The organism is Paracoccus contaminans, assembly GCF_002105555.1.
Lineage (GTDB): Bacteria > Pseudomonadota > Alphaproteobacteria > Rhodobacterales > Rhodobacteraceae > Paracoccus > Paracoccus contaminans.
In genome coordinates, this window is record NZ_CP020612.1 from 2,863,974 (window position 1) to 2,889,400 (window position 25,427).

A 25,427-nucleotide genomic window follows, 5' to 3' on the forward strand; every position below is an offset into this window, starting at 1 on the left:
CGGGGCGGCGCCTGCCGCCCCCCGGCGCCCCGCCTCAGCCCTCGGCCAGCAGCGCGCGCACGCGCGGGATAACCTGTTCGCCGTAAAGGCGCACACAATCCATCAGCGCCTCATGCGGCATCGGACCGGTGGCGTATTTCAGCTCGAAATGCGAGAGGCCCAGCGTCTTTACCGTGGCCGCGATCTTGCGGGCCACCGTCTCGGGCGATCCGACATACAGCGACCCGCCCCTGATCTCGGCAAGATAGCGGTCCTTGGTCGGGGCCGGCCAGCCGCGCTCGCGCCCGATGCGGGCGTTCGAATCGCGCCAGTGCGGCCAGAACGTCTCGACCGCCGCTTCGTCGGTGGCGGCGACAAAGCCGGGGGAATGAACGCCCACGGGGCGCGGATCGCGGCCCATCCGGCTGCAGGCATCCAGATACAGGTCGATGAACGGGCGGAACCGGGCCGGATTGCCGCCGATGATGGCCAGCATCAGCTGAACATCATGGCGCACCACCCTGATCACCGATTCGGGCGAGCCGCCCACCCCGACCCAGATCGGCATGCCCTGCGGCGCCAGCGTCGGAAACAGCCGCGCCTCATTCAGCGGCGCACGGGTCTGCCCCTGCCATGTGACGGATGGCTGGCGCAGCATGCGCACCAGAACGTCCAGCTTTTCCTCGAACAGCCGGTCGTAATCGGCCATGTCGAAGCCGAACAGCCCATAGCTTTCGGTGAACGAGCCGCGCCCGACCACCACTTCCGCGCGCCCGTCCGACAGCGCGTTCAGCGTCGAGAACCGTTCCGCCACGCGGACCGGATCATCGGTCGAAAGCACCGTGACGGCAGTGCCGAGGCGGATATGCGAGGTGCGCGCGGCGATGGCCGCCAGCACCATCTCGGGCGCCGAAATCGCGAAATCGGGCCGGTGATGTTCGCCGAGGCCGATGAAATCGACACACCCACCTGATCGGCCAGCACCGCCTGTTCCACCACGTCGCGCAGCACCTGATCCATCGGGCGGGGGGTGCCGTCGGCGGCCTGCGTGACATCCCCGAAGGTATCCAGCCCAAGCGTGATTGCGTCCATGTCGTCTCCTCTCGGGCAGGGCCCGCGCGTTCCGGTGTTTCCTGAAAGGTCGGCTGCGGGGCGGAAAGTTCAACCATCTGCGCCAGTTGGCAGATATGCGGCTGACGCCGAGGCACCCTGGGGTGACCGCCCGCTTGCCCCGCCGCGCACCTCGTGCGACCACCCGCGGCATGGACGGCATCAAACAGATCATCTGCATCAAATGGGGCACCAAGTTCGGCCCCCACTATGTGAACCGCCTGCGGGCGATGATCGCGCGCAACATCACCCCGCCGTTCCGGCTGATCTGTTTCACCGATGATGCCTCCGGGCTGCATCCCGACGTGGTGGTGCGCCCCCTGCCCGACTTTCACTATGAGGCGCCGCGCAACACGCTGGGCAAATGGCCCAAGTCGCGGCTTTGGGGCGATCTGGGCGATATCCGGGGGACGGTGCTTTTTCTCGATCTAGATGTCGTGATCACCGGAAATCTGGACGATTTCTTTACCTTCGGCGATCCGGCGGACACGGTGCTGGCGACCAATCCGCAGACGGTCAAGCCGTTCGAGCGGCTGGGGCAGACCTCGGTCTATCGGATGCAGGTCGGCAGGCTGGCGCCGCTGCAACGCATCTTTGCCGCCGACCCGCAGGGGGTGGCCGACAAATACCGGTTCGAGCAGCGATTCGTCACCCGCCGCGCGCCGGGGGGCGTGAAGTTCTGGCCGCGGGGCTGGGTCGTCCATTTCCGGCAGCACTGCGTGCCGCCCGTGCCGCTGCGCTATTGGCAGGAACCGCGCATCCCCAGGGGCGCGCGGATCGTGATCTTTGCCGGCAGCCTCAACCCCCCCGATGCGATCGCCGGCCGCTGGAGCGAGGATGACATCCACCGCCCGCCCGCCGAGCATCTGCGCGCCGCCCTTGACGGCCGCCGGCGCGAAGCCTTGGGCCGGCACCTGCGCCATTACCTGCGCCCGACCGGGTGGGTCGACCGGCTGTGGCGCGAATAGACGACGCGCCCTCCGCATGGCATCTGCTGCCAGCGGCGCTTGCGGCCGAGCTGGGCCTGACCATCGCCGCCTTCGGCCATCTCGAGGACATGCTCAAGCGCGCAATCTTCGCGCTGGATCGTCACCATCTGCCGGCGGGCATCAGCGAGCGGGATTTCAGGGAATGGCTGCGGCGGATGGACCATGTCGCCGCCGATTCGCTGGGCACCCTGATCGAACGGCTGGAGCGCACGCTGCTGCGCGAGGGCCGCGCCAACCCTGCCCTTGCCGCAGACCTCGCGGAAATCAGGGAATGGCGCAATCTGCTGTGCCATGCGGCCTGGAGGCCCGCCCTGGGCGGCGCCGGCTGGCAGCCCGTCTTTGCCAATACGAAAGGCGAGGTTTTCGATGGCATCCTTGCCGAGCCGGACCTTGCCGCGATCCGCGCGCTGACCCTTGATGCCGCCGCCCGCGCGCGGCGGATCATCGAGGGGCTGGACAGCGAGGGCAACGGGGCCGGGGACTGAACGCGCAGGCCCGGCGCGCATGCGGCCAACCGTTGCCAAGCCCCCGCGCGCCGCGCTAACACCGCCCGACCCAGACGCTGCGAGGCATTCCATGACCGCCCCCATCACCCCGGCGCCGCTGCGCCTTGGCATCGCCGGCCTCGGCACGGTGGGGATCGGCGTCGTCAGGATCATCCAGGCGCATGCCGACCTGCTGTCGGCGCGTGCCGGCCGGCCGGTGCGGATCACCGCCATCTGCGCCCGCGATCGCAAGAAGAACCGCGATGCGGATCTGTCGGGCTATGACTGGGTGGACTGCGCCACCGACCTGGCCCGGCGTGATGATGTCGATGTGGTCGTCGAGCTGATCGGCGGCGACGAGGGGATCGCCCGCCAGGCGGTCGAACTGGCGCTGGACAACGGCAAGGACGTGGTGACGGCCAACAAGGCGTTGCTGGCGATCCATGGGCAGGCGCTGGCCGAACGGGCCGAGGCCAAGGGCCGTCTGATCCGGTTCGAGGCCGCAGTCGCGGGCGGCATCCCGGTGATCAAGACCATGACCGAAAGCCTGGCCGGCAACCGCATCCGCCGGGTCATGGGGGTGATGAACGGCACCTGCAACTATATCCTGACGCGGATGCAGTCGGGCGGCCTGCCCTATGCGGCCGTGTTCGAGGAAGCGCGCAAGCTCGGCTATCTCGAGGCTGATCCGACGCTGGACGTGGGCGGCATCGACGCCTCCCACAAGCTGGCGATCCTCGCCTCGATTGCCTTCGGCACCCGCATCGCCTTTGACGGGGTCGAGATCGAGGGGATCGAGCGGGTGTCCATCGACGACATCAACCGCGCCGCCGACATGGGATACCGCATCAAGCTGCTGGGCGTGGCGCAGATGACCGGGCGCGGGCTGGAACAGCGCATGTCGCCCTGCCTCGTGCCCGCCGACAGCCCCCTGGGCCAGCTTGAGGGCGGCACCAACATGGTGGTGATCGAAGGGGATGCCGTCGGCCAGATCGTCCTGCGCGGCGCAGGCGCGGGCGCGGGGCCGACCGCCAGCGCGGTGATGTCGGACATCATCGAGATCGCCCGCGGCGTGCGCCTGCCGGTGTTCGGCCAGCCTGCCGGCAGCCTGGCCCGCACCCAGCCCGCCCGGACCGCGGTGCCGGCAGCCTATTACCTGCGGCTGACGCTGGCCGACAAGCCCGGCGCGCTGGCCAAGGTGGCAACCGTGCTGGGGGATGCGGGCATCTCGATCGATCGCATGCGCCAGTATGACGACGAGGACACGGGCGAGGCGCCGGTGCTGATCGTCACCCACAAGACCACGCCCGACGCCATCGACCACGCGATCGAGACACTGCCCTCGACTGGGGTGCTGGTCGGCGATCCCGTCGAACTGCGGATCGAGGAAGTCTGAGCGCAGCGCAGCCGCCCGGCCCCTGCCGTCGGAGCGGGGCGCTGCCCCGCACCCCGGGATATTTGGGGCCGCCCGAGGGGGCCGGCGTCAGCGCCGCTCGGGCGCGGGCAGCAGGTGGCGCAGCCCTTGCGTCACATCCGTGCGCACCGCAAGGCGCAGCCCCGGCTCGTCCCCCGCCCGCAGGGCCGCCAGGATCATGCGGTGATGGCGCGGCGGCTCGTTCCGGCGCATGCGCTGATAAACGGCGCGCATGGTCGGGCCCAGCTGTAGCCAGATCGTTTCCAGGATCGCCAGCATCGCCGGCGCCTGCGCCCGCAGATACAGTGTGCGATGGAATTCCAGGTTGCTGCGGATATAGCCGACCGCATCATGATTCTGCGCCGCCTCGCCGATGGCGCCGTTGATCGCCGACAGACGGTCGATCAGCGCGAAATGCGCCCGCGGCATGGCCCGCGAGGCAAGTTCCGGCTCGATCAGGGCGCGCAGCGCGGCCAGTTCCTCGATCCGCTCGACCGACAGCTCTGGCGTGGCCACCCGGCCCGAGGCGGACAGGGTCAGCGCCCCCTCGGCCAGCAAGCGGCGCACGGCCTCGCGCGCCGGGGTCATGCTGACGCGGTGCTCGGCCGCGATGCCGCGCAGCGTCAGGGCGCGGCCGGGGGGCAACTGGCCGATCATGATCTGCGTGCGCAGGCTGCGATACAGGCGTTCATGCGCGGCGGGCAGGACAGGCTGGGGGATGCGGCGGCCATCGCCCGATGTTGTGATCACGCAGCCCGCCGCTGTCAATTCGCCGCGGCCGTGCCGGGGCGAAACTGCCAGCGTTGCAGCGCGGCGCCATTGCGGCGCAGCCAGTCGCGATGCATCCGCCAGTCGGGGCACAGCCCCCCGACGGCGGCCCAGAAGCGGGGCGAATGGTCCATATGCGCCAGATGGGCGACCTCGTGCGCGGCGACATAGTCAAGCACCGCGGGCGGCGCCATCGCCAGGCGCCATGAATACATCAGCCGCCCGTCATGGGTGCAGCTGCCCCAGCGCGAGCGCGTGTCGCGCAGCGAAAGGGCACGAAAGCCCCGCCCCAGGGCCCCGGCATGCCGGTCGCTGGCCGCCGTCAGCCGCGCCTGCGCCAGCATCCGCAGAAAACCCGCGGCCGATGCGGCGGCGGGGCGGGCCTGCGGCAGCAGCAATGCCCCCCCGTCCACCACGGGGCTGCGCAGGGGCGCAGGGGTCAGGACCAGCGCCCTGCCCTCGACCGGCAGGGCCGCGCCAAAGACGACCGGCGCCGCCTGTGGCGCCTGGGCCAGGGCGCGGCGCAGCCAGGGGATGCGGCTTTCGGCAAAGGCGATCGCCTCGGGCCGGGGCAGATCGGGCGGCAGGGTCAGCGTCACCTGCCCGTCGCGGCCCGACACCCGCAGCGTCATCCGCCGCGCCCGCGGATCGGGCCTCAGCGTGACGGCGATTTCCCCCGCAAGGATCAGCCGATCTGCCACGCGCCATCCATCCGTCCTTAAGCCTTTACACCCCTGCCCGCCTGTGGCACGGGTGCGCCGATTTACCTGACCTTTGGCGAAAAGAGAACACCATGCCCAAAGAGGAATGGGGCACAAAGCGCCTGTGTCCCGTGTGTGCCGCACGCTTTTACGACCTTCGCAACGATCCGATGACCTGCCCCGCCTGCGGGTCGGAGTTTTCGGCCGAAAGCCTGACAAGCGCGCGCACCCGATCGATGATCGCCGAAAAGGCGGCCAGCCGCGATGCGGCGGATGAGGATGTCATCGACGACGATCTGGACAACGCCCCCGATGCGGGCGAGCTGGACGACGATCTGCTGGACGATGACGACGATGATGGCGACGTATCGCTGGATGACATCGCCGACGTGGCCGAATCCGACGAGGAATGACCTCTCCAGAGGGTCGGAGGCCGGCGAGCGCCCCGTGACCGCCTGCCCCCGCTCCTCATTTTCCTTCAGGCCCCCGCTCTGCGGGGGTCTTTTCGTTCCGGCGGGCGGCGCGCATCGGGCCGGATCATGCAGCGTGATTTTTCTGCTTGCAGCCCCCCCGGCCAGCCCCTATACGACCCCCCACGCGGGCGGCAGGTGCTGCTGCCCGGACCTCCGGTGGGGCCATAGCTCAGTTGGTAGAGCGCTTGAATGGCATTCAAGAGGTCAGGGGTTCGACTCCCCTTGGCTCCACCATTTCATTTCTGCCCTGATCCCCGGCCGCACTGATCAGGGCGGCATGTCGGGCGCGTGCGGCCGTGATCGCCCCCCCGGTTTCCTTGGTCTTCCATCTGCATCCGGGGCGACATTGAAACGCCGCGGCACAGCGGCTATGGCTCTGTTGCCCAAGGAATGAGAGCCTGATGCCCCGACACCTGACCTCGGATACCCGTATGGCGATCGGCGCGGTTCTGCGGGGCGAAGGACGGGGCTGGCGCAGCGGGCTGCTGTTCGCCGGGCCGGCGGTCATTGCCTCGATCGCCTATATGGACCCCGGCAACTATGCGACCAATATCCAGGCGGGCGCCGGCTATGGCTATGCGCTGCTGTGGGTCGTGCTGGCGGCGAACCTGATGGCGATGCTGTTCCAGGCCCTGTCGGCGCGCCTTGGGATCGTCACGGGGCGTAACCTTGCCGAGCTGTCGCGCGACCATTTCCCCCGCCCCCTTGTCCGGGTGATGTGGGTGGTCAGCGAGATCGGCGCCATCGCCACCGACCTGGCCGAGTTCCTGGGCGGTGCCATCGGCCTGTCGCTGCTGTTCGGGCTGCCGCTGATGGCGGGGATGACGATCACCGCCATCGTGACCTATGGCCTGCTGATGTTCGAACGCTGGGGCTTTCGCCCGATGGAACTGGTGATCGGCGCCTTTGTCGGGGCGATCGGCCTGTGCTATCTGGCCGAAATGCTGATCGCGCCGGTCGATTGGGCGGGTGCGGCGCGGGGGGCGGTGACGCCCTCCTTGCCCGATCACGGGGCGCTGACAATCGCGGTCGGCATCATCGGGGCGACGATCATGCCCCATGCGATCTATCTGCATTCTGGGCTGACGCAGAACCGCGCGCCCATCCGGGGCGATGCCGATCGGCGGCGGCTGCTGCGCTATTCCAATATCGAGGTGGTGCTTGCCCTGGGCGTCGCCGGGCTGGTCAACCTGGCCATGGTGATGATGGCGGCGAGCGCCTTTCATCAGGGCCATGCCGAGGTGGCCGAGATCGAGACGGCCTATCACACCCTGACCCCGCTGCTGGGCGGGGCTGCGGCGGGGATCTTTCTGGCCTCTCTGATCGCATCGGGCATCTCCAGCTCGGTGGTCGGGACGATGGCAGGGCAGATGATCATGCAGGGGTTCTTGCATGTCCATGTTCCCGTCTGGCTGCGACGTCTGGTCACGATGGTGCCCGCCTTCCTGGTCGTCGCTTCGGGGCTGGACAACACCCGCGCCCTGGTGCTCAGCCAGGTGGTGCTGTCGGCTGCGCTGCCGGTGCCGATGATCGCGCTGATCGTGTTTTCCGGGCGGCGCGACGTGATGGGCGATTATGTCATCCCTGCGCCGCTGCTGATGCTGGCGGGGGCTGCGGCCTGTGCGGTGCTCGTCCTCGACGGGGTGCTGCTGGTCTCGGCGCTGGGGCTGGACGTTCCGTTCCTGGCGCCCTGAGGGGCCGCCCCCCGCCGATTGCGGCGTTACCGCTAACCCGCTAGGCTGACCGGGCCGCCCCGCACGGGCAGACAATGCCGGAGCTTTCGCCAATGGCCATTCATCCCGTCATCGAGCGCGTCACCGATCGCATCCGGGCGCGCTCTCACGCGCGCCGCAGCGCCTATCTGGCCAGGATCGCCCGCGCGGCCGAGGATGGGCCGCGCCGCGCCCATCTGTCCTGCGGCAACCAGGCCCATGCCTATGCGGCCATGCCCGACAAGGCCGACCTGGCCCTGACCGCGCACCCCAATATCGGCATCGTGACGGCCTATAACGACATGCTGTCGGCCCACCAGCCTTATGAACGCTATCCTGACGTGATCCGCCGTGCCGCCCAGGCCGCGGGCGCGACCGCCCAGGTGGCGGGGGGCGTACCCGCCATGTGCGACGGCGTCACGCAAGGGCGCGCCGGGATGGAGCTGTCGCTGTTCTCGCGCGATGTGATCGCGCTTGCCTCGGGGGTGGCGCTCAGCCACGACACCTTCGATGCTGCGGTGTGGCTGGGCATCTGCGACAAGATCGTGCCGGGGCTGGTGATCGCCGCGGCAAGTTTTGGTCATCTGCCCGCGGTGTTCCTGCCGGGCGGGCCGATGCCCTCGGGGCTGCCGAATGACGAAAAGGCCAGGGTCCGGCAGGATTTCGCTGCCGGCAAGGTCGGACGCGAGGCGCTGATGGCGGCCGAGATGGCCAGCTATCACAGCCCCGGCACCTGCACGTTCTACGGCACCGCGAACACCAACCAGATGCTGATGGAGTTCATGGGCCTGCAGCTGCCCGGATCGAGCTTCGTCAACCCCGACACCCCGCTGCGCGAGGCGCTGACCGTGGCCGGCGTGACCCGCGCGGCAGCGATCACGCGCCTTGGCAACGATTATACCCCCGCCGGGGCGGTGCTGGACGAAAGGGCCTTTGTCAACGGGCTGGTCGGGCTGATGGCGACGGGCGGATCGACGAACCTCGTCATCCACCTGCCCGCCATGGCGCGGGCGGCGGGAATCGAGCTGGACATCCAGGATTTCCACGACATCAGCCAGGCGGTTCCGCTGATGGCGCGGGTCTATCCGAACGGGCTGGCGGATGTGAACCATTTCCATGCCGCCGGCGGTATCGGTTTTCTGATCGGGCAGCTGCTGGATGCCGGCCTGCTGCACGAGGATGTGCGCACCATCGCCGGCCCCGGCCTTGGCCGCTATACCGCCGAGCCGCGCCTTGCCGAGGACGGCCTGACCTGGGTTCCCGGAACGTCGGTTTCGCTGAACGATCGCATCCTGCGCCCCGCAGCCGATCCCTTTGCCGCCACGGGCGGGCTGAACATGCTGTCGGGCAATCTGGGGCGGGCCGTCATCAAGATCTCCGCCGTCAAGCCCGAGCTGCACCGGATCGAGGCGCCGGTGCGCGTCTTTGCCAACCAGAGCGCCGTCAAGGCGGCCTTCCAGGCCGGCGAATTCACCCAAGACACCATCGTGGTCGTCCGTTTCCAGGGGCCGCGCGCCAATGGCATGCCTGAGCTGCATTCGCTGACGCCGACGCTGTCGGTGCTGCTGGACCGGGGGCTCAAGGTCGCGCTGGTCACGGACGGGCGGATGTCGGGGGCCTCGGGCAAGGTGCCTGCGGCGATCCATCTGTCGCCCGAGGGGGCGACCGGCGGGCCGATCGCCCGGCTGCGCGATGGGGACATCGTGCGGCTGGACGCGGCGGCCGGCACGCTCGACTGCCTAGCGCCCGACTTTGCCGCGCGCGAGCCGGTGATCGCCGACCTGACGGCCAATGGTGAAGGCATGGGGCGAGAGCTGTTCGCCGCCTTCCGTGCCCATGCCGCCCCGGTCGATCAGGGCGCCGGCATCGTGGTCTAGGCTGCGCGCCACGGCCCGATCCGGCAGCCTATCTGGCGAGGGGACCGGCCTTTGGGCAGGCATGGCGCCCCGCCGGGTGCCGCGGGCACTTTTCCCCGCGCCGACCCTGTGGCAAGCCCCCCCCAACCCTGCCTGACGGAGCCGCGCCATGATCCTTTACCCCGCCATTGATCTCAAGGACGGCGCCTGCGTGCGGCTGCTGCGCGGCGACATGCAGGCAGCGACGGTTTTCGGCACCGACCCGGCCGCGCAGGCCCGCGCCTTTCAGGATGCCGGCGCCGAATGGCTGCATCTCGTGGACCTGAACGGCGCCTTTGCCGGACAGCCCGTCAACGGGGCGGCGGTTGCCGCCATCCTGGACGCGGTGACGATCCCCGTGCAGCTGGGCGGTGGCATCCGCGACATGGACACGGCGGCCCGCTGGCTTGAAGGCGGGGTGGCGCGGGTGATCCTGGGCACCGCCGCGGTCGAGGATCCTGCTTTCGTGGCCGAGGCGGCGCGCCGCTGGCCGGGCCGGATCGCCATCGGCATCGACGCCCGCGGCGGCCGCGTCGCCACGCGCGGCTGGGCCGAGGAAACCGCCCTGACCGCCAGCGGACTTGCCGCCCGATTTGAGGGCGCAGGCCTCGGCGCGATCATCTATACCGACATCGACCGCGACGGCGCGATGGGCGGGCCGAACATCGAGGCGACCGAGGCGCTTGCCCGGGCCGTGACCATCCCCGTGATCGCCTCGGGCGGGGTGTCCTCGCTGGCCGACCTGGTCGCGCTGCGCGACACCGGGGTCATTGCGGGGGCAATCTCGGGCCGGGCGCTGTATGACGGGGCGCTGGATCTGGGCGAAGCGCTGGCCGCCCTGCGCTGAGCCGCGCGCGGCGGGTTGCCAAGCAACCGCCCGGTGACTAGATGGGCACGTTCGGAAAGCATAAGGCCAAAGCCCCGTGGAAAACGTCGTCCTGACCGTGCATCTCATCCTCGCCCTTCTGCTGATCGGCGTGGTCCTGTTGCAGCGGTCCGAGGGCGGCGGCCTGGGCATGGGCGGGGGATCGGGCGTGATGACGGGCCGGCAGGCGGCCAACGCGCTGACCCGCGCCACCTGGACGCTGGCCATCGGCTTCATCCTGACCTCGATCACGCTGACGGTGATTGCGGCGGGGGCAGGCGGCGGATCGGTCGTTGACCGGCTGGGCGGGGGCGCCGCACCTGCGCCCACAGCCCCGGCCTCCAGGCTGCCCACCCTGCCCGCCTATGCACCCCCGCCTGGCAGCGGCCAGCCGGTTCTGCCGCCAGGTGCGGCAGGCAGCACGCCCCCGGCGCAGCCGGCTGCGGGCGCAGCCGCGCCGGTTCCTGCCACCCCGGCCGTTGCTGACCCCGCCCCTGCGGGCGGCGTCCCTGCTGCGCAGGCGCCGGCCGCCCCTGTTCCGGCCGGAACGGCGGCGGAACCCGCCGTCAAGCGGACGACGGTTCCGATCACCGCGCCCGGCACGAACTGATCGACCACCCCATGGGGGCCGCCCGGCCCCTGTCCTATCACACGTGCGGTCATTGCCGTTGCGTCGAGAATCGGCTATTTGCCGACTCCCGTGCTGGCGGCGCTGTTCGCGGACCGGCCTTGGCCGACTATCACGGGAAACTCCATGGCGCGTTACATCTTCATCACCGGCGGCGTGGTGTCCTCGCTCGGCAAGGGGCTGGCCTCGGCGGCGCTCGGGGCGCTGCTCCAGGCGCGGGGCTATACCGTCCGCCTGCGCAAGCTGGACCCTTATCTGAACGTCGATCCCGGCACGATGAGCCCGTTCGAACATGGCGAGGTCTTCGTCACCGATGACGGGGCGGAAACCGATCTGGACCTTGGGCACTATGAACGCTTCACCGGCGTTTCGGCGCGGCGCACCGACACGGTCAGCGCCGGGCGCATCTATTCCAATGTGCTGGAAAAGGAACGGCGCGGCGAATACCTGGGCAAGACGATCCAGGTGATCCCGCACGTCACCAACGAGATCAAGGACTTCCTGGCCATCGGCGAGGATGAGGTCGATTTCCAGCTGTGCGAGATCGGCGGCACGGTCGGCGACATCGAGGGTCTGCCCTTCTTCGAGGCGATCCGCCAGTTCATGCAGGACCGCCCGCGCGGCCAGTGCATCCTGATGCATCTGACGCTGCTGCCCTGGCTGGCCGCCAGCGGCGAGCTGAAAACCAAGCCGACCCAGCATTCCGTCAAGGAACTGCGCACGATCGGCTTGCAGCCCGATGTGCTGGTCTGCCGGTCGGAACAGCCCATCCCCGACCGCGAGCGGGCCAAGATCGCGCTGTTCTGCAACGTGCGCCCCGATTCGGTGATCCCGGCCTATGATCTCAAGTCGATCTACGAGGCGCCGATGGCCTATCACCGGGCGGGGCTTGACCGTGCGGTGCTGGATGCCTTCCAGATCAGCCCCGCGCCCAAGCCCGACCTGCGCCGCTGGGAAGACGTGATGGACCGCCTGACCCATGCCGAGGGCGAGGTCCGCATCGCCATCGTCGGCAAGTACACGCAGCTTGAGGACGCCTACAAGTCGATCTCGGAGGCGCTGACCCATGGCGGCATGGCCAACCGCGTGAGGGTGCGGCCCGAATGGATCGCGGCCGAGGATATCGAGGCGGGGAACGGTATCCACCTGCTGGACGGCTATCACGGCATCCTCGTGCCGGGCGGCTTTGGCGAACGCGGCACCGAGGGGATGATCGCGGCGGCCCGCTATGCGCGCGAACGCAAGGTGCCCTATCTGGGCATCTGCCTGGGCATGCAGATGGCCGTGATCGAGGCGGCGCGCAACCTCGCGGGCATCGCCGATGCCGGGTCCGAGGAATTCGACCATGAGGCGGGGGCCGAACGCTTTACCCCCGTGGTCTATCACCTCAAGGAATGGGCGCAGGGCAACCAGCGTGTCGAGCGCAAGATTTCCGATGACAAGGGCGGCACGATGCGGCTGGGTTCCTATACCGCCATCCTCAAGCCCGGATCGCGCATCAGCACTGTCTATGGCGGAGCGACCGAGATCGAGGATCGCCACCGCCACCGCTACGAAGTGGACGCCCGCTATCGCGAACAGCTTGAGGGCTGCGGGCTGATCTTTTCGGGCATGTCCCCGGATGGCCGCCTGCCCGAGGCCGTCGAGGCCGAGGATCACCCCTGGTTCATCGGTGTGCAGTCTCATCCCGAACTGAAATCCAAGCCCTTCGCACCCGCGCCGCTGTTTGCCGATTTCGTGCGCGCGGCCAAGGATCAGGAACGGATGGTATGATCCGCGCTGCGGCACTGGCGGTCTTGCTGCCCGGCGCCGCGCTGGCCGATGCGGCGCTGTTCGTCGTCGAACCCTCGCAGATGCCCTTCGACCTCGGCCCCGGCGCGCCGGCCAACCAGCCCTCGCGCCGGGGCAACGCCCCCTTTGCCGCCGGCAATTCGGGCAGCGCGCCGGGGAACGGCTCGGCCATTCACGCCAATTCGCCCCGCAATCCGGCGAATGGTCCCGGTGGCGGCCGCGCCATCATCGCCGATGGCGAGGCGGTGGGCTATTACACGACCAATAGCGGAACGCTGAACCTGTTCACCGCATCCGGCCGCCGTGTCGCCTATCGCCCCGCGCATGGCACCCGGTCGCTGTTTTCCACCGACGGGCGCTGGTGCGGAACGGTCGCGCAGACCGGCGGCGGCTTTGCTCTGGGCATGACGCGCGAGTGTCTGCAGCGGTTCTTTCAGTAAGGCCCCGGCGCGCCTCGGTTGTTTGCCCGCTCTGCCCGGCTGCCCCCCGTCAGGGGACAGCGTGGCGCATGTTTTCCGGCAGCCAGGTCGCCAGTCCGGGAAAGGCGATCAGGATGAACACCATCACCACCATGATCGCGAACATGGGCAGGGCAGCGCGGGCGATATAGGCCATGCTGTGCCCGGTCATCCCTTGCAGCACGAACAGGTTGAACCCGACCGGCGGCGTGATCTGCGCCATTTCCACGACCACGACCACGAAGATGCCGAACCAGATCACGTCGATGCCGGCCTGCCGGATCATCGGCTCGACCACCGCGATTGTCAGAACCACGGCCGAGATGCCGTCCAGAAAACAGCCGATGACGATATAGAACACCAGCAGCGCCATCAGCAGCTGGAACCTGCCCAGCTCCAGCGCCCCGATCCATTCGGCCAGCGCCCGCGGCAGCCCGGTGAAGCCCATCGACAGCGACAGGAAGGATGCCCCCGCCAGGATCAGCGCGATCATCGCCGAGGTGCGCACCGCCCCCATGAGGCTGGAGATGAAGCTGGACCATGTCAGCGACCGCTGCGCCGCGGCCAGCATCAGCGATCCGACGACGCCGACGGCGGCCGCCTCGGTCGCGGTGGCGATGCCGGTATACATGGACCCGATGATCGCCGTGATGAGGATCAGCACCGGGATCAGGAAGCGGGAGTTGCGCACCCGCTCGGCAAAGCTCATCACCGGCTCGGGCGCGGGGCGGAAATCGGGGGCGATGCGCGAGATGATGGCGATATAGCCCATGAACAGCGCCGCCAGCACCAGCCCCGGCACGATGCCGGCCATGAATAGCTTGGTGATCGATTCATTGATGGTCACGCCATAGACGATCAGCGTCAGCGAGGGTGGGATCATCAGCCCCAGCGTCGCCGCCCCGGCCAGCGTGCCGATGACCAGACGCTCGGGATAGCCGCGGCGGCGCAGCTCGGGGACCGACATCTTGCCGACCGTGGTCAGCGTCGCCGCGGACGAGCCGGACACCGCGGCAAAGACGGTGCAGCCCGCGACATTGGTATGCAGCAGCCCGCCCGGCAGCCGGGCCATCCAGGGCGCCAGCCCGCGGAACATGTCCTCGGACAGGCGGGTGCGATAGAGGATCTCGCCCATCCAGATGAACAGCGGCAGGGCCGTCAGCGTCCAGGACGACGAGGACCGCCAGATCGTGGTCATCATGGCGTCGCCCACGGGGCGGGTGGTGAACATCTCCATCCCGAACCAGGCAACGCCCATCAAGGCAAGGCCGACCCAGACCCCCGCCCCCAGCAGCGAAAACAGGACCAGCAGGAACAGGGCCACGGGGATCAGTTCGGACATGGGCGGATCATCACTCGGCGTGGCTTTGTTCGGGATCGGTGCGGATATTGTCGCGCCCCGACAGCAGCATGGTCACGAGGTTGTCGGCAAAGGCCAGCGCCAGAAGGGCCGCACCCACCGCCACCGGCAGCTGCGCGATCCACAGGGGCGTCGCATCCTGCCCCTGGCTGACATCCCCCAGCGCCCAGGACCAGCGCACCATCTGCGCGGCATACCAGGCAAGATAGACGGCGATCGCCGTGGCAAGCGCCAGGCACAGGGTTTCCGCCGCCCGCCGCCGGCGCCCCAGCGCCTGCAGCAGCAGTTCGACCCGGATATGGGCACCGCGGTTCAGCGTATGCGCAAAGGCCAGGAACGAGGCCGCCGCCATCAGGTATCCGGCATAATCCGCCCCCCCGCGGATCACATGACCCGTCCAGCGGGCGATCATCTGCGCGACGATCATCCCCAGCAGGGCGATCATGCACAGCGCGGCCAGCACGGCCCCGCTGTCATAAAGCCCGTCCAGCCCCCGGCGCAGGGCAGACCGCCGGGCAGCGCCCTGCTGCCCGGCCCCGGTCCCCTGGACTGCGCCCCGATCACTGCCCCCGATAGGCATCGATGATCGCCTTGCCCGGCTCGCCGGCGGCGGCGATGAAGTCCTGGGTCATGGTGGCGCCGAACCCTTCGAGATCCGCCTTCAGCTGCTCGCCGGGGGGGCTGACCTTCATGCCATGCTCGGCCAGGGTCTTGAGATATTCCGTGGCCAGTTCCTGCGAACGCGCGGTTCCGCGGCTGCGCGCCTCTTCCGCGCAGGCGGACAGCGCGCCGCGCGACGCCTCGTCGAGGCCGGCCATTGCATCGGCATTGGCGAACACCACGTTGCGCGGCAGCCAGGCGGACACGTCATAGAAATGATCGACGCTTTCCCAGACCTTGCTGTCCACCCCGGTCGAGCCGGAGGTGATCATCGCCTCGGCCACGCCCGTCGCGAGCGCCTGGCTCAGTTCGGCCGCCTCGATCTGGACGGGAATCATGCCCACCAGTTCGGCCAGCCGCGATGTGGCCGCGTTGTAGGCCCGGAACTTGAGCCCCTTGAGATCGGCGGCGCTGTTGATGTCCTTCTTGGTGTAAAGACCCTGCGGCGGCCAGGGCACCGAATAAAGATAGGTCAGCTTCTGCTTGGCCAGCGCGTCCTTGATCGGCCCCTGCGCCGCATTCCACAGCTTGTCGCTGGCCTCATAGGAGGTGGCCAGGAACGGAATCGCGTCGATGCCGAACAGGCGGTTCTCGTTCTCGTGGGCGGAAAGCACCCGCTCTCCGATCGGGGCCTGGCCGGTCTGGACGGCGCGCTTGATGTCGCTGCCCGAAAAGAGCGATCCGTTCGGATGCACCACGATTTCCAGTGACCCGTTCGATTTCTCGCCGACGCATTTGGCGAAGGCGACTGCGTTCTCGGTATGGAAGTTGGTCGCGGGATAGGCGACCGGCATGTCCCATTTCTCGGCCGCGCCGGCGCCCGTGGCGGCGGTCACGGCAAGGGTCAGTGCGGCAGTCACGGCGGTTGCGGCAATCGCCTTCGGCATCGGCTTTTTCTCCCTTGCATGCGCGGGGTCTCTGGCGGGCCCCTCAGATCGCGGCAACCTTACGGGCAGGCCCGCGGCACTGTCCACTGGGCATGTGAACATGCGCCCGCCCGCACCCTTGGCAAGCGCGCCCCGGCGCGTTCATATGCCCAAAACCGAAGCGGGGGCAGGACATGGCGGCAAGGATCGGGCAGATCGATCTCAATTCCGATCTTGGCGAGGGGTTCGGCCCCTGGTCGATGGGCGATGACAAGGCGATGCTGGACATCGTGACCAGCGCCAATATCGCCGCAGGCGGCCATGCCAGCGATCCCGAGACGATGTTTGCGACCTTGGGCACCGCTGCCGCGCGCGGCGTCGTCGTGGGCGCCCATCCCGGCTATCCTGACCGCGAAGGGTTCGGCCGGCGGGTGATCCCCATGGCCCCGGCCGAGATCGGCCGCATGGTGGCCGCCCAGACAGGGGCGCTGTCGGCGCTGGCGCAGATGGCGGGCACGGCGGTGCGCTATGTCAAACCGCATGGCGCGCTGGGCAACCTGGCCGCCGCCGATCCGGCGGTCGCCCGCGCCATTGTCGCGGCGGTGGCGCAGCTGTCGCCGCGTCTGGCAATCCTGGCGATCTCGGGCACCGCGCTGGAACAGGCCGCGCGCGCCGAAGGGGTCGAGGTGTTTTCCGAAATCTTCGCCGACCGGGCCTATCTGCCGGACGGCCAGCTTGTCCCCCGTTCGCGGCAGGGATCGGTGCTGCATGATCCGGACGCCATTGCCGAACGGCTGATCGGCTTTCTGGAAAGCGGCACGATGCCGACCATCGATGGCGGGACGGTGACGCTCGCCGCGCAGTCGATCTGCGTTCACAGCGACACCCCCGGCGCCGTGGCCATCGCCCGCGGCCTGCGCACGCGGCTGACGGCCGCCGGCGTCACGATTGCGCCTTTCCTGTGATGGCCGATACTGCCGCCCCGCGCTTTGTCCCCGTTGCCGATCACGCGCTGCTGGTCGAATTCGGCACCGTCATCGACGATGCCGTGACCGACCGCGTGCATGCGCTTGACCGCACCTTAGCCGCCGCCCCCTTTGCCGGCCTGCGCGAGACGGTGCCGGCCTTCGTCAATCTGCTGATCGACTTTGATCCGCTGGCAACCGACCATGCGACGGTCGAGGCGGCAGTGCGCGACCGGCTTGCCCGCCCGGCCATCGCTGCGCGCCCGGCGGCAACGCATGTGGTCGAGGTCTGCTATGATGCCGAGCTTGCCCCGGATCTGGGGGCGGTGGCCGAGCAGACGGGGCTGACAACCGACGGGGTGATCGCGGCCCATCTGTCCGGGCGCTACCGCGTGGGGATGTTCGGCTTTGCGCCGGGCTATGCCTACATGTCCGGCACCCCGGCCGAAATCCGGCTGCCGCGCAAGACGGCGCCGGTGCGGGGCGTGCCTGCGGGGCAGGTCATCATCGCCGGCGCGCAGTGCATCGTCACCACGTTGGAGATGCCGGCAGGATGGTGGCGGATCGGCCGGTCCCCCACCCGCATCCTGCGCGACGACCCGGACCGCCCTTTTCTGTTCGATGCGGGCGACATCGTGACCATGCGGCGCATCGACCGCGCCGCCTATGACCGCGCGATGGCGGCCCATCATGGCTGAGGCGCGGCTGAAGGTCATCCAGGCCGGTCCGCATGTCTCGTTCCAGGACGGGGGGCGGCCGGGGCTGATGCGCTATGGCGTCACCCGTTCGGGCCCGATGGACCGGCTGGCCCATGCGGCGGCGAACCGGGCGCTCGGCCGGGCCGATGATGCCACGGCGATCGAGATTTCGCTGGGCGGGCTGGTGCTTGAATGCACGGCCGGGGCGCTGTCGCTCTGCGTGGCGGGCGGGGGCTTTGTCGTATCGGCGGCCGGCGCCGCGGTTCCTGCCTGGGGCGTTCTGACGCTGCGCGCGGGCGAGCGGCTGGTCATCCGCCCCGGCCACTGGGGCAGCTGGTGTTCGCTGGCGCTGGCGGGCGATCCGCAGGTGCCGTCCTGGCTGGGCCACACCGCCACCCATACCCTGTCGGGCCGGGGTGGCGGGCTGCTGAAGCCGGGCGCCGAGATCGTGGTCGAAAACGCACGGGTGATCGGCAACCGGCCCATCCCTTGCCCTGTCTTTGCCCGGCCCCTGCGCATGGCGGCGGTGGTGCCCGGTCCGCAGGACCACCACTTTCAGCCCGGCGCGATCGGGGCGCTGGTTTCGGCCCCCTGGCGTGTCAGCAGCGCCTATGACCGCATGGGGATGCGCCTCGAAGGGCCGCCGCTCGCGCTGGGGGATGCCCTGTCCATCCCGTCCGAGGCGATCGTCGCGGGGTCGATCCAGGTGTCGGGGGACGGCGTGCCGACGCTGCTGCTGCGCGATCACCAGACCACGGGCGGGTATCCCAAGATCGCCACGGTGCTGGGCTGCGACCTGGACCGGATCGTGCAGCTGCGCCCGCGCGATGTGCTGCGCTTCATTGGCGTCACCCCGGCCGAGGCGGTGGCGCGTGCCCGCCGTCAAACGGCGCAGACCCGGCAATGGCTGGAGCGGCTGGACAGCGGCGGCAGCGGGGCAGAGCCCGCCGCCCCCTGATCGGCCGCCGGTCAGCCAAGGCCCCGCCAGGCCCGCATCCGCGCACCGCCCCGGCCAGAGCCGCTGCCCCGGGCGGGCCCGACGCTGATCGCTGCCTTGCGCGGCGACCATCCGCAGCGGCCAAGACCTGTCCGGGGCGCCGCGGGATGGCAGGCCGATCCCGACAGCGCGGGCATACCCTGCCCGGCATGCGGCATCCTTGAACGACGGCCGCCGCTGCCATGCACCCGGCTGGGCATGCCATCAGGGGCGAGGCTCCGCCCCCGCGGTCAGCGTGATCCCTGCCGCGCCGCCCCGGCACCGGCGCCCTTGCGCCGGCCGCCATCGCGCGCCGGGGGGGGCGGCTTTTCCGCCGCCCCCTTATCGGCGCTGCCGGGTTGCGCCCGGCCTGCCTCGCGGATCTTGAGCGCAAGGTCCTTGGCGATGGCAAAGGCGCCCTTGATGCGATCGGCATCGGTCGGCCACGGGGCGCTGACGACCAGCTTGTTGTCGGAAATCCGCGCCGCGCCCTTCTGTTCCTGCAGATATTCGACCAGCCCGCCAGGGTTGGGGAACTTGTCCTGATGAAACTGGATGGTCGCGCCCTTGGGGCCGGCGACCAGCGAGGCGATATTGGCCTTTTTCGCCATCGCCTTGATGCGGATGACCAGCAGCAGCGTGTTGACCTCGCGCGGCAGCGGGCCGAAGCGGTCGATCAGTTCGGCGGCAAAGCCTTCCAGCTCGACCTTGGTGGTCAGCTGCGACAGGCGGCGATACAGGTCCAGCCGCACGTCCAGATCGGGGATGAAGCTTTCCGGGATCGTCACCGGCACGCCCAGCGTCAGTTGCGGCGCCCATTCATCGTCGGGGGTGCCCTCGATCTCGCCCGATTTCAGCTTGGCGATCGTCTCCTCGAGCATCGCCTGGTAGAGCTCGAAGCCGACCTCCTTGATATGGCCGGACTGTTCCTCGCCCAGCAGGTTGCCGGCGCCGCGCAGGTCCAGATCCTGGCTGGCGAGGTTGAACCCCGCGCCAAGGCTGTCGATGGACCCCAGGAACTTGAGCCGCCGCATCGCCTGCGGCGTCAGCGGCACGCGCGGCTTGGTCGTCAGATAGCAATAGGCGCGGGTGCGCGAACGGCCCACCCGCCCCCTGATCTGGTAAAGCTGCGCCAGCCCGAACATGTCGGCGCGCCAGACGACCATCGTGTTGGCGCGGGGGATGTCGAGCCCGCTTTCCACGATGCTGGTGGCCAGCAGCACGTCATGGCCGCCATCGTAAAAGGCGTTCATCCGCTGGTCCAGATCGCCCGCCGCAAGCTGGCCATGGGCAACCAGATAGCTGACCTCGGGGACATGCTCGCGCAGCCAGTCCTCCACCTCGGGCAGGTCGGACAGTCGCGGGACGACCAGGAAGGACTGGCCGCCCCTGTATTTCTCGCGCAGCAGCGCCTCGCGGATGGTGACGCTGTCGAATTCGGACACATAGGTGCGGATCGCCAGCCGGTCCACCGGCGGCGTGCCGATCACCGACAGATCGCGCACCCCGGTCAGCGACAATTGCAGCGTGCGCGGGATGGGCGTCGCCGTCAGCGTCAGGACGTGAATGTCCGAGCGCAGTTCCTTCAGCCGTTCCTTGTGGGCGACGCCGAAATGCTGCTCCTCGTCGATCACCAGCAGGCCCAGATCCTTGAAGCGGACCTGCTTGGCCAGCACCGCATGGGTGCCGACGACGATATCCACCGAGCCGTCGGCCAGCCCCGCCCGTGTCGCCGCTGCATCCTTGGCGCTGACGAACCGCGACAGGGGACGAACATTGATCGCGGTGCCGCGGAAACGCTCGGCAAAGCTGCGGTAATGCTGGCGCGCCAGCAGCGTCGTCGGGGCGACCACCGCGACCTGCTTGCCCTGGCTGGCAGCCAGGAAGGCGGCGCGCATCGCCACCTCGGTTTTGCCAAAGCCCACATCGCCGACGACCAGCCGGTCCATCGGGCGGCCCGCCGCCATGTCCTCGGCCACGTCGGCGATGGCGGCGGCCTGATCGTCGGTTTCGGTCCAGGGGAAACGGGCGGCAAAGGCCTCCCATTCGTGGCGTTCGGGTTCCAGCACCGGGGCGGCGCGCAGCATCCGTTCGGCGGCAACCCGCATCAGCCGGTCGGCGATCTGGCGGATGCGCTCCTTCAGCCGCGCCTTGCGGGCCTGCCAGGCCCCGCCGCCCAGCTTGTCGAGCAAGCCTTCCTCGTGGCCGTAACGGGTCAGCAGCTCGATATTCTCGACCGGCAGATACAGCCGGTCGCCGCCCGCATATTCCAGCGCCACGCAGTCATGGGGCACGCCCAGCGCGCGGATCGTCTCGAGCCCCGTATAGCGGCCGATGCCGTGTTCGACATGAACGACCAGATCGCCCGGCGTCAGCGAGGTGGTATCCTTGAGGAAGTTTTCCGCCCGCCGCCGCTTCCTCGCGCCCCGCACCAAGCGGTCGCCCAGAACATCCTGTTCCGAGATGACCGCGAGCGGCCCGGTTGCCTGCCCATCCGCGACGAACCCTTCCTCGAGCGGCCAGACGGCCAGCCCCAACGCGCCTTTCGCATCAGGAAGGGCGCGGATGTCGTCGATGGGCGCCCCGGTCAGCCCCTCATCGGCCAGCAGCCCGGCAAGGCGTTCGCGTGCGCCCTCGGAGAACGAGGCGATGACGACGCGGCGGGTTTTCTGCAATTCGCGCACATGGGCGGCCAGCGCGCCGAACAGGTCGGCCTTTTCAGCCTGCCGTTCGGGGGCAAAGCTGCGCCCCGCCCCGCCGCCCGCGTCCAGCACCCCCGGCCCCGGCGGGCGTGCCAGCACCGACAGGCGGATCACCCGGTGCGCACCCAGCCAGCGGTTCCATTCCGCCTCGTCCGCGAACAGGGCCTGCGGCTCGACCGGGCGATAGACGGTGTCGGCGGCGCCCTTGCGGCCCATCGCCTCGCGCCGGGCATCGAACTGTTCGGTGATCGTTTCCCAGCGGGCGGCGCGGTGCTGATCAAGATGATCGTCCAGCATCACCGCGGCGCCGGGCAGATAGTCCAGCAGCGTGTCCAGCCGTTCGTGAAACCATGGCAGCCAGTGTTCCATCCCGGCGACCTTTTGGCCCGCGCTGACCGATTCATACAGCGGATCGTTGCCGCCCCCGCCATAGGCGGCGCGGTAGTTCTGGCGGAAACGGGCGATCGCATCCTCGTCCAGGACAACCTCGGACATGGGCGCGATCTCGACCCGGTCGCGTTCGCCGGTGGAGCGCTGGGTCTGGGGGTCGAACCCGCGGATGCCGTCCAGCACGTCCCCGAACAGGTCCAGCCGCACCGGACCGGACCCGCCGGGGGGATAGATGTCGATGATCCCGCCGCGGACCGCGTAATCGCCCGGCTCGGTCACGGTCGGGGCCTGGGAAAAGCCCATGCGCGCCAGAAAACCGCGCAGCTGCGCCTCGTCCAGCCGCTCGCCCTTGCGGGCGATGAAGCTGGCCGCGCGCACCGTATCGGCGGCCGGCACCCGCTGCAGCGCGGCGTTCACGGTCGTCAGCAGGACGAAGGGGGGCTTGATGCTGCCGCTCGCCAGCGCGGCCAGCACCTGCAGACGCTGCGCCATGATCTCGCCCGAGGGCGAGACGCGGTCATAGGGGGTGGTGTCCCAGGCGGGGAATTCCAGCACGGCAAGCTGCGGGGCAAAGAAGGCCAGCGCCGCGCGCATCGCGGCCATGCGGCGGTCGTCGCGGGCGACATGGATGACGGGCGCGCCGCGCGCCGCCTCGCGCGCGAGAAGGGCGGCGTCGAAGCCTTCGGGCGCGCCGGACAGGATCAGGGTTTCGGCCATGCGCGGTGAGGTAAAGCGCCCAAGGCCAGAGTCAAGCGCCCCTTCACAAGCCGTTCGGATGCAGCGCCAGCCAGCGCGTGCCCCAGATGGCCGCCGCCGCGACAGACACCGCCGACAGGATCATCGTGGCCCGCAGATGCCGCGCAATCGCCGCAGCCGCATCTGCCGCGGCGGCATCGGGCGCAAGGCGGCCCTCCCCCGCCGCCCCCACGATCCGGTCCAGCCGCCCGGCCAGCCGCAGCCGAAGCGCCGCCAGCAGCGCCAGCGGCCCCAGCAGCAGGACCAGCGCCTGCGCGAACTGCCGGTCGAACAGAAACCCCAGCGCCGCCAGGGAACTGAGCGCAAAGGCCGCCGCCGCCGTGAGGATCGCCCCATCGCGCGGCGCAATCCGCCAGCGCGGCGCGGTCAGCGACACCCAGTCCAGCAGCGCCATCCGCGCGGGCCCGTCCGACCCGCGCCCCCGCACCCTGCGCACCAGATCGGACGGCACCCCCAGCGCCCCGCGCCCCAGCCATGTCCAGAGCCCGGCGAGCAGCAGCCAGTACCACACCGAGGCGAAGGACCGCGTGTCCATAACCGCCATCAGGCCGCTGATGCCCGTCATACCCGCCTCATGTCCCGGTTGGCCGGCGGGCATCCTAGCCGCGCGCGCCTGCGCGCGGCAAGCGGTCCTCGGTTGCGCCGGCCCGGTGCGTCGTGCCAGTTGAGGCAAGTCAATCCAAGGTGCCGCCATGCCCGCCACGCCGATCGTCGCCCCCTTTCCCGCCGCCCGCCTGCGCCGGCTGCGCCGCACGCCCGCATTGCGCGCGCTGACGGCCGAACATCGCCTGTCCGTCCAGAACCTGATCTGGCCGATCTTCGTGACCGAGGTCGCGGGCGGCGAGGGCGAGATCGCCTCGATGCCCGGCGTCGAGCGGCTGACGCTGGACGGCGCGCAGCGCGCCGCCGAACGGGCGGCGCGCCTTGGGATTCCGGCGGTCTGCATCTTTCCCCACTCGGACCCCGACCTGAAGACCGACGGGTGCGAACGCGCCTGGGACCCCGAGAACATCGGCAACCGGGCGATCCGCGCGATCAAGGATGCCGTGCCCGATCTGGCGGTGATGACCGACATCGCGCTCGACCCCTACAACGCCAGCGGCCATGACGGGCTGGTGCGGGATGGCGTGATCCTGAACGACGAAAGCGTCGAGGCGCTGGTGCGCATGGGTCTGGCGCAGGCCGAGGCGGGGGCCGACATCCTCGGCCCCTCGGACATGATGGACGGGCGCATCGGGGCGCTGCGCGGCGCGCTGGAACGGGCCGGCCACGGGGATGTGGCGATCCTGTCCTATGCGGCGAAATACGCGTCGGGGTTCTACGGCCCGTTCCGCGATGCGGTTGGCGCCTCGGGCCGGCTGGTCGGCGACAAGAAGACCTATCAGATCGACCCCGCCAACCGGGACGAGGCGCTGCGCTGCGTGGCGCGCGATCTGGCCGAGGGCGCCGACATGGTGATGGTCAAGCCGGGGATGCCCTATCTGGACCTGTGCCGCGAGGTCAAGGATAGCTTCGGCGCGCCGACCTATGCCTATCAGGTCAGCGGCGAATATGCGATGATCGAAGGCGCGGTGCGCGCCGGCTGGCTGAAACCCGAAGTGGTGCTGGAAAGCCTGCTGTGCTTCCGCCGCGCCGGCTGTGACGGCATCCTGACCTATTACGCCCCGCAAGTGGCCGCGCTGCTGGCGCAGGGCTGAGGCGGGCGGCGCATCTCGCCTCGCCAAGTTGCCCGCTGGCCGATCAGCGCCCGGCCCTTGTGGGGCGGGGAACAGGATACCGCCGTTCGGTGCCGGCGGCGCGCGCAGGCCGAAGGGCCGAGATCGCGCCCCTTCATGCGGCACCCGCACCGGCCGGGAACAGAGGCGCCCCAGGGAAGGTGCCTGCCTGCGGACAGCGCGATAGCCCCTTCCGGCAAGGCAAGGGGGCGGGCCACCGGCACCGCCCCCAGCATGCCCTGTCATGCGGGCCGTTCAGCTGCCGTGGATGACCCGGACATAATTGGTGGTTTCGCGATAGGGCGGCACGCCCCGATACTTGGCCACCGCGCCGGGGCCGGCATTATAGGCCGCAAGCGCGAGCCGCCAGTCGCCGAAGGTGTTGTACATCATCCGCAGATAGCGCGCGCCGCCTTCGAGGTTCTGGACCGGATCGGCCGGATTGACGCCCAGCTTGGCCGCGGTGCCGGGCATCAGCTGCGCCAGACCCTGCGCCCCCTTGTAGGATCGCGCCCCCGCGTTCCAGCCCGATTCCTGCTGGACCAGCCGCAGGAACAGATCCTCGGGCACGCCATGCTTGCGCGCCATTGCGCGGGCATGGGGCAGATACTTGCTGCGCTGGTTGCCGCTATAGCGGGGGATCATGCCGCCCGCGCTGGCGATGCGGCCGTCCAGATTGATGATGGTGACGGTCTTGACCCTGCCCCCGGCATCCGGGCGCAGCCGCTGCGAGCGCTGGTACTGGGCAGCGAGGCGGGAATCCATCAGCTGGGTCTGCCGTGCGAACTGCGCCGCGCGCGATTTGGACGAAACGCCCCCCAGCATCAGCCCCTCGGCCTGCGCGGGTGCCGCGGCGCCAAGAACCGCGCCCGTCGCCCCGACCAGCGCCGCAAGCCGGGCCACGTTCAGAAATCCAGTCGCCACCGCACGCATGAATGTCCCTCGCCGGTTTTCGGTTTTGCGGGACGATAGCTCAAAAACCTCCTGCCGCCATAGCGCGCGCCGCGGCGGCAGGACAACGGGGCCAAGGATCGGCGACATTCCGCCGAAGGCCGGCGGGATGCCTGCCGG

General features: G+C 69.5%; 23 protein-coding genes and 1 tRNA gene. 15 read left to right on the forward strand and 9 right to left on the reverse strand.

All coding sequences use genetic code 11. From position 1 onward, the window contains the following. Positions 1-34 precede the first annotated feature (34 nt). Positions 35-880, reverse strand: coding sequence for an LLM class flavin-dependent oxidoreductase (locus B0A89_RS13695; RefSeq protein WP_338045733.1), 846 nt, complete (start codon positions 878-880; stop codon positions 35-37). A gap of 361 nt (positions 881-1,241) precedes the next feature. Between B0A89_RS13695 and B0A89_RS13700 the strand changes: the two genes are divergently transcribed. From B0A89_RS13700 to B0A89_RS13710, 3 genes are all read left to right on the forward strand, one after another. Continuing rightward, a complete protein-coding gene (locus B0A89_RS13700; RefSeq protein ID WP_085378585.1) occupies positions 1,242-2,057 on the forward strand; it encodes a glycosyl transferase in 816 nt (271 codons plus the stop codon). Then, the gene (locus tag B0A89_RS13705; RefSeq protein ID WP_085378586.1) at positions 2,045-2,563 is read left to right on the forward strand and encodes a hypothetical protein; all 519 of its coding nucleotides are present in this window, start codon (positions 2,045-2,047) and stop codon (positions 2,561-2,563) included. The genes B0A89_RS13700 and B0A89_RS13705 overlap by 13 nt, the downstream gene beginning before the upstream one ends. Before the next feature lie 91 nt (positions 2,564-2,654). After that, positions 2,655-3,959 (forward strand): homoserine dehydrogenase, encoded by a 1,305-nt coding sequence (locus tag B0A89_RS13710; RefSeq protein ID WP_085378587.1) that lies wholly within the window; start codon positions 2,655-2,657, stop codon positions 3,957-3,959. An 87-nt stretch (positions 3,960-4,046) separates the two neighbouring features. On the opposite strand, the gene B0A89_RS13715 is transcribed toward B0A89_RS13710, so the two are convergent. Together B0A89_RS13715 and B0A89_RS13720 are read right to left on the reverse strand one after the other, a co-directional pair. Beyond that, entirely contained in the window at positions 4,047-4,727 is a 681-nt protein-coding gene (locus tag B0A89_RS13715; RefSeq protein ID WP_276207429.1) for a GntR family transcriptional regulator, read from the reverse strand. Positions 4,728-4,741: 14 nt separating this feature from the next. Continuing rightward, positions 4,742-5,446 carry a M48 family metallopeptidase gene (locus B0A89_RS13720; RefSeq protein WP_240558565.1) on the reverse strand — a complete coding sequence of 235 codons (705 nt, stop codon included), beginning with the start codon at positions 5,444-5,446 and terminating at the stop codon, positions 4,742-4,744. Between the two features lie 92 nt (positions 5,447-5,538). On the opposite strand from B0A89_RS13720, the gene B0A89_RS13725 reads away from it, so the two are divergent. The 8 genes from B0A89_RS13725 (at position 5,539) to B0A89_RS13760 (ending at position 13,250) form a co-directional block, all read left to right on the forward strand. After that, positions 5,539-5,859, forward strand: a complete 321-nt coding sequence (locus B0A89_RS13725) for an FYDLN acid domain-containing protein (RefSeq protein ID WP_085378589.1) — start codon at positions 5,539-5,541, stop codon at positions 5,857-5,859. A gap of 218 nt (positions 5,860-6,077) precedes the next feature. Next, a tRNA-Ala gene (locus tag B0A89_RS13730) sits at positions 6,078-6,153 on the forward strand. Between the two features lie 167 nt (positions 6,154-6,320). Further along, positions 6,321-7,613, forward strand: a complete 1,293-nt coding sequence (locus B0A89_RS13735; RefSeq protein WP_085378590.1) for an Nramp family divalent metal transporter — start codon at positions 6,321-6,323, stop codon at positions 7,611-7,613. A gap of 92 nt (positions 7,614-7,705) precedes the next feature. After that, the gene (gene edd / locus B0A89_RS13740; RefSeq protein ID WP_085378591.1) at positions 7,706-9,508 is read left to right on the forward strand and encodes a phosphogluconate dehydratase; all 1,803 of its coding nucleotides are present in this window, start codon (positions 7,706-7,708) and stop codon (positions 9,506-9,508) included. A 148-nt stretch (positions 9,509-9,656) separates the two neighbouring features. Next, the gene (gene hisA, locus B0A89_RS13745) at positions 9,657-10,373 is read left to right on the forward strand and encodes a 1-(5-phosphoribosyl)-5-[(5-phosphoribosylamino)methylideneamino]imidazole-4-carboxamide isomerase (protein ID WP_085378592.1); all 717 of its coding nucleotides are present in this window, start codon (positions 9,657-9,659) and stop codon (positions 10,371-10,373) included. Positions 10,374-10,449: 76 nt separating this feature from the next. Then, positions 10,450-11,001, forward strand: coding sequence for a preprotein translocase subunit SecG (gene secG, locus B0A89_RS13750; protein WP_085378593.1), 552 nt, complete (start codon positions 10,450-10,452; stop codon positions 10,999-11,001). Positions 11,002-11,145: 144 nt separating this feature from the next. Further along, positions 11,146-12,792, forward strand: coding sequence for a CTP synthase (locus B0A89_RS13755; RefSeq protein ID WP_085378594.1), 1,647 nt, complete (start codon positions 11,146-11,148; stop codon positions 12,790-12,792). Beyond that, a complete protein-coding gene (locus B0A89_RS13760; RefSeq protein ID WP_085378595.1) occupies positions 12,789-13,250 on the forward strand; it encodes a hypothetical protein in 462 nt (153 codons plus the stop codon). Before B0A89_RS13755 ends, B0A89_RS13760 begins: the two co-directional genes overlap by 4 nt. A gap of 49 nt (positions 13,251-13,299) precedes the next feature. Here B0A89_RS13760 and B0A89_RS13765 read toward each other — a convergent pair whose 3' ends face one another. Genes B0A89_RS13765 through B0A89_RS13775 form a run of 3 tightly spaced genes read right to left on the reverse strand, consistent with a single transcriptional unit; the run spans position 13,300 to position 16,175 of the window. Continuing rightward, positions 13,300-14,610: a TRAP transporter large permease gene (locus tag B0A89_RS13765; RefSeq protein ID WP_085378596.1), complete on the reverse strand. Its 1,311-nt coding sequence runs from the start codon at positions 14,608-14,610 to the stop codon at positions 13,300-13,302. A 10-nt stretch (positions 14,611-14,620) separates the two neighbouring features. Beyond that, on the reverse strand, positions 14,621-15,208 hold the full coding sequence (locus B0A89_RS13770) for a TRAP transporter small permease (protein ID WP_085378597.1): 588 nt from the start codon (positions 15,206-15,208) through the stop codon (positions 14,621-14,623). Next, positions 15,189-16,175, reverse strand: coding sequence for a TRAP transporter substrate-binding protein (locus tag B0A89_RS13775; protein ID WP_085378598.1), 987 nt, complete (start codon positions 16,173-16,175; stop codon positions 15,189-15,191). Before B0A89_RS13775 ends, B0A89_RS13770 begins: the two co-directional genes overlap by 20 nt. A 173-nt stretch (positions 16,176-16,348) precedes the next feature. Here B0A89_RS13775 and B0A89_RS13780 point away from each other — a divergent pair, with 173 nt between their 5' ends. The 3 genes from B0A89_RS13780 to B0A89_RS13790 are packed head-to-tail and all read left to right on the forward strand — an operon-like array spanning position 16,349 to position 18,775. Continuing rightward, the gene (locus B0A89_RS13780; protein ID WP_205949758.1) at positions 16,349-17,119 is read left to right on the forward strand and encodes a LamB/YcsF family protein; all 771 of its coding nucleotides are present in this window, start codon (positions 16,349-16,351) and stop codon (positions 17,117-17,119) included. Then, positions 17,119-17,817, forward strand: a complete 699-nt coding sequence (locus tag B0A89_RS13785; protein ID WP_085378599.1) for a 5-oxoprolinase subunit B family protein — start codon at positions 17,119-17,121, stop codon at positions 17,815-17,817. Before B0A89_RS13780 ends, B0A89_RS13785 begins: the two co-directional genes overlap by 1 nt. Next, positions 17,810-18,775 carry a 5-oxoprolinase subunit C family protein gene (locus B0A89_RS13790; protein ID WP_085378954.1) on the forward strand — a complete coding sequence of 322 codons (966 nt, stop codon included), beginning with the start codon at positions 17,810-17,812 and terminating at the stop codon, positions 18,773-18,775. Before B0A89_RS13785 ends, B0A89_RS13790 begins: the two co-directional genes overlap by 8 nt. Before the next feature lie 269 nt (positions 18,776-19,044). Here the strand turns inward: B0A89_RS13790 and mfd are convergent, their stop codons facing one another. Both mfd and B0A89_RS13800 read right to left on the reverse strand, forming a co-directional pair. Then, positions 19,045-22,602 carry a transcription-repair coupling factor gene (mfd, locus tag B0A89_RS13795; protein ID WP_085378600.1) on the reverse strand — a complete coding sequence of 1,186 codons (3,558 nt, stop codon included), beginning with the start codon at positions 22,600-22,602 and terminating at the stop codon, positions 19,045-19,047. A 43-nt stretch (positions 22,603-22,645) separates the two neighbouring features. Continuing rightward, a complete protein-coding gene (locus tag B0A89_RS13800; RefSeq protein ID WP_085378601.1) occupies positions 22,646-23,206 on the reverse strand; it encodes a hypothetical protein in 561 nt (186 codons plus the stop codon). 127 nt (positions 23,207-23,333) lie between these two features. Between B0A89_RS13800 and hemB the strand changes: the two genes are divergently transcribed. Further along, positions 23,334-24,338 (forward strand): porphobilinogen synthase, encoded by a 1,005-nt coding sequence (gene hemB, locus B0A89_RS13805; protein ID WP_085378602.1) that lies wholly within the window; start codon positions 23,334-23,336, stop codon positions 24,336-24,338. A gap of 273 nt (positions 24,339-24,611) precedes the next feature. Here the strand turns inward: hemB and B0A89_RS15415 are convergent, their stop codons facing one another. Next, positions 24,612-25,397 carry a transglycosylase SLT domain-containing protein gene (locus B0A89_RS15415; RefSeq protein WP_205949759.1) on the reverse strand — a complete coding sequence of 262 codons (786 nt, stop codon included), beginning with the start codon at positions 25,395-25,397 and terminating at the stop codon, positions 24,612-24,614. Positions 25,398-25,427 lie beyond the last annotated feature (30 nt).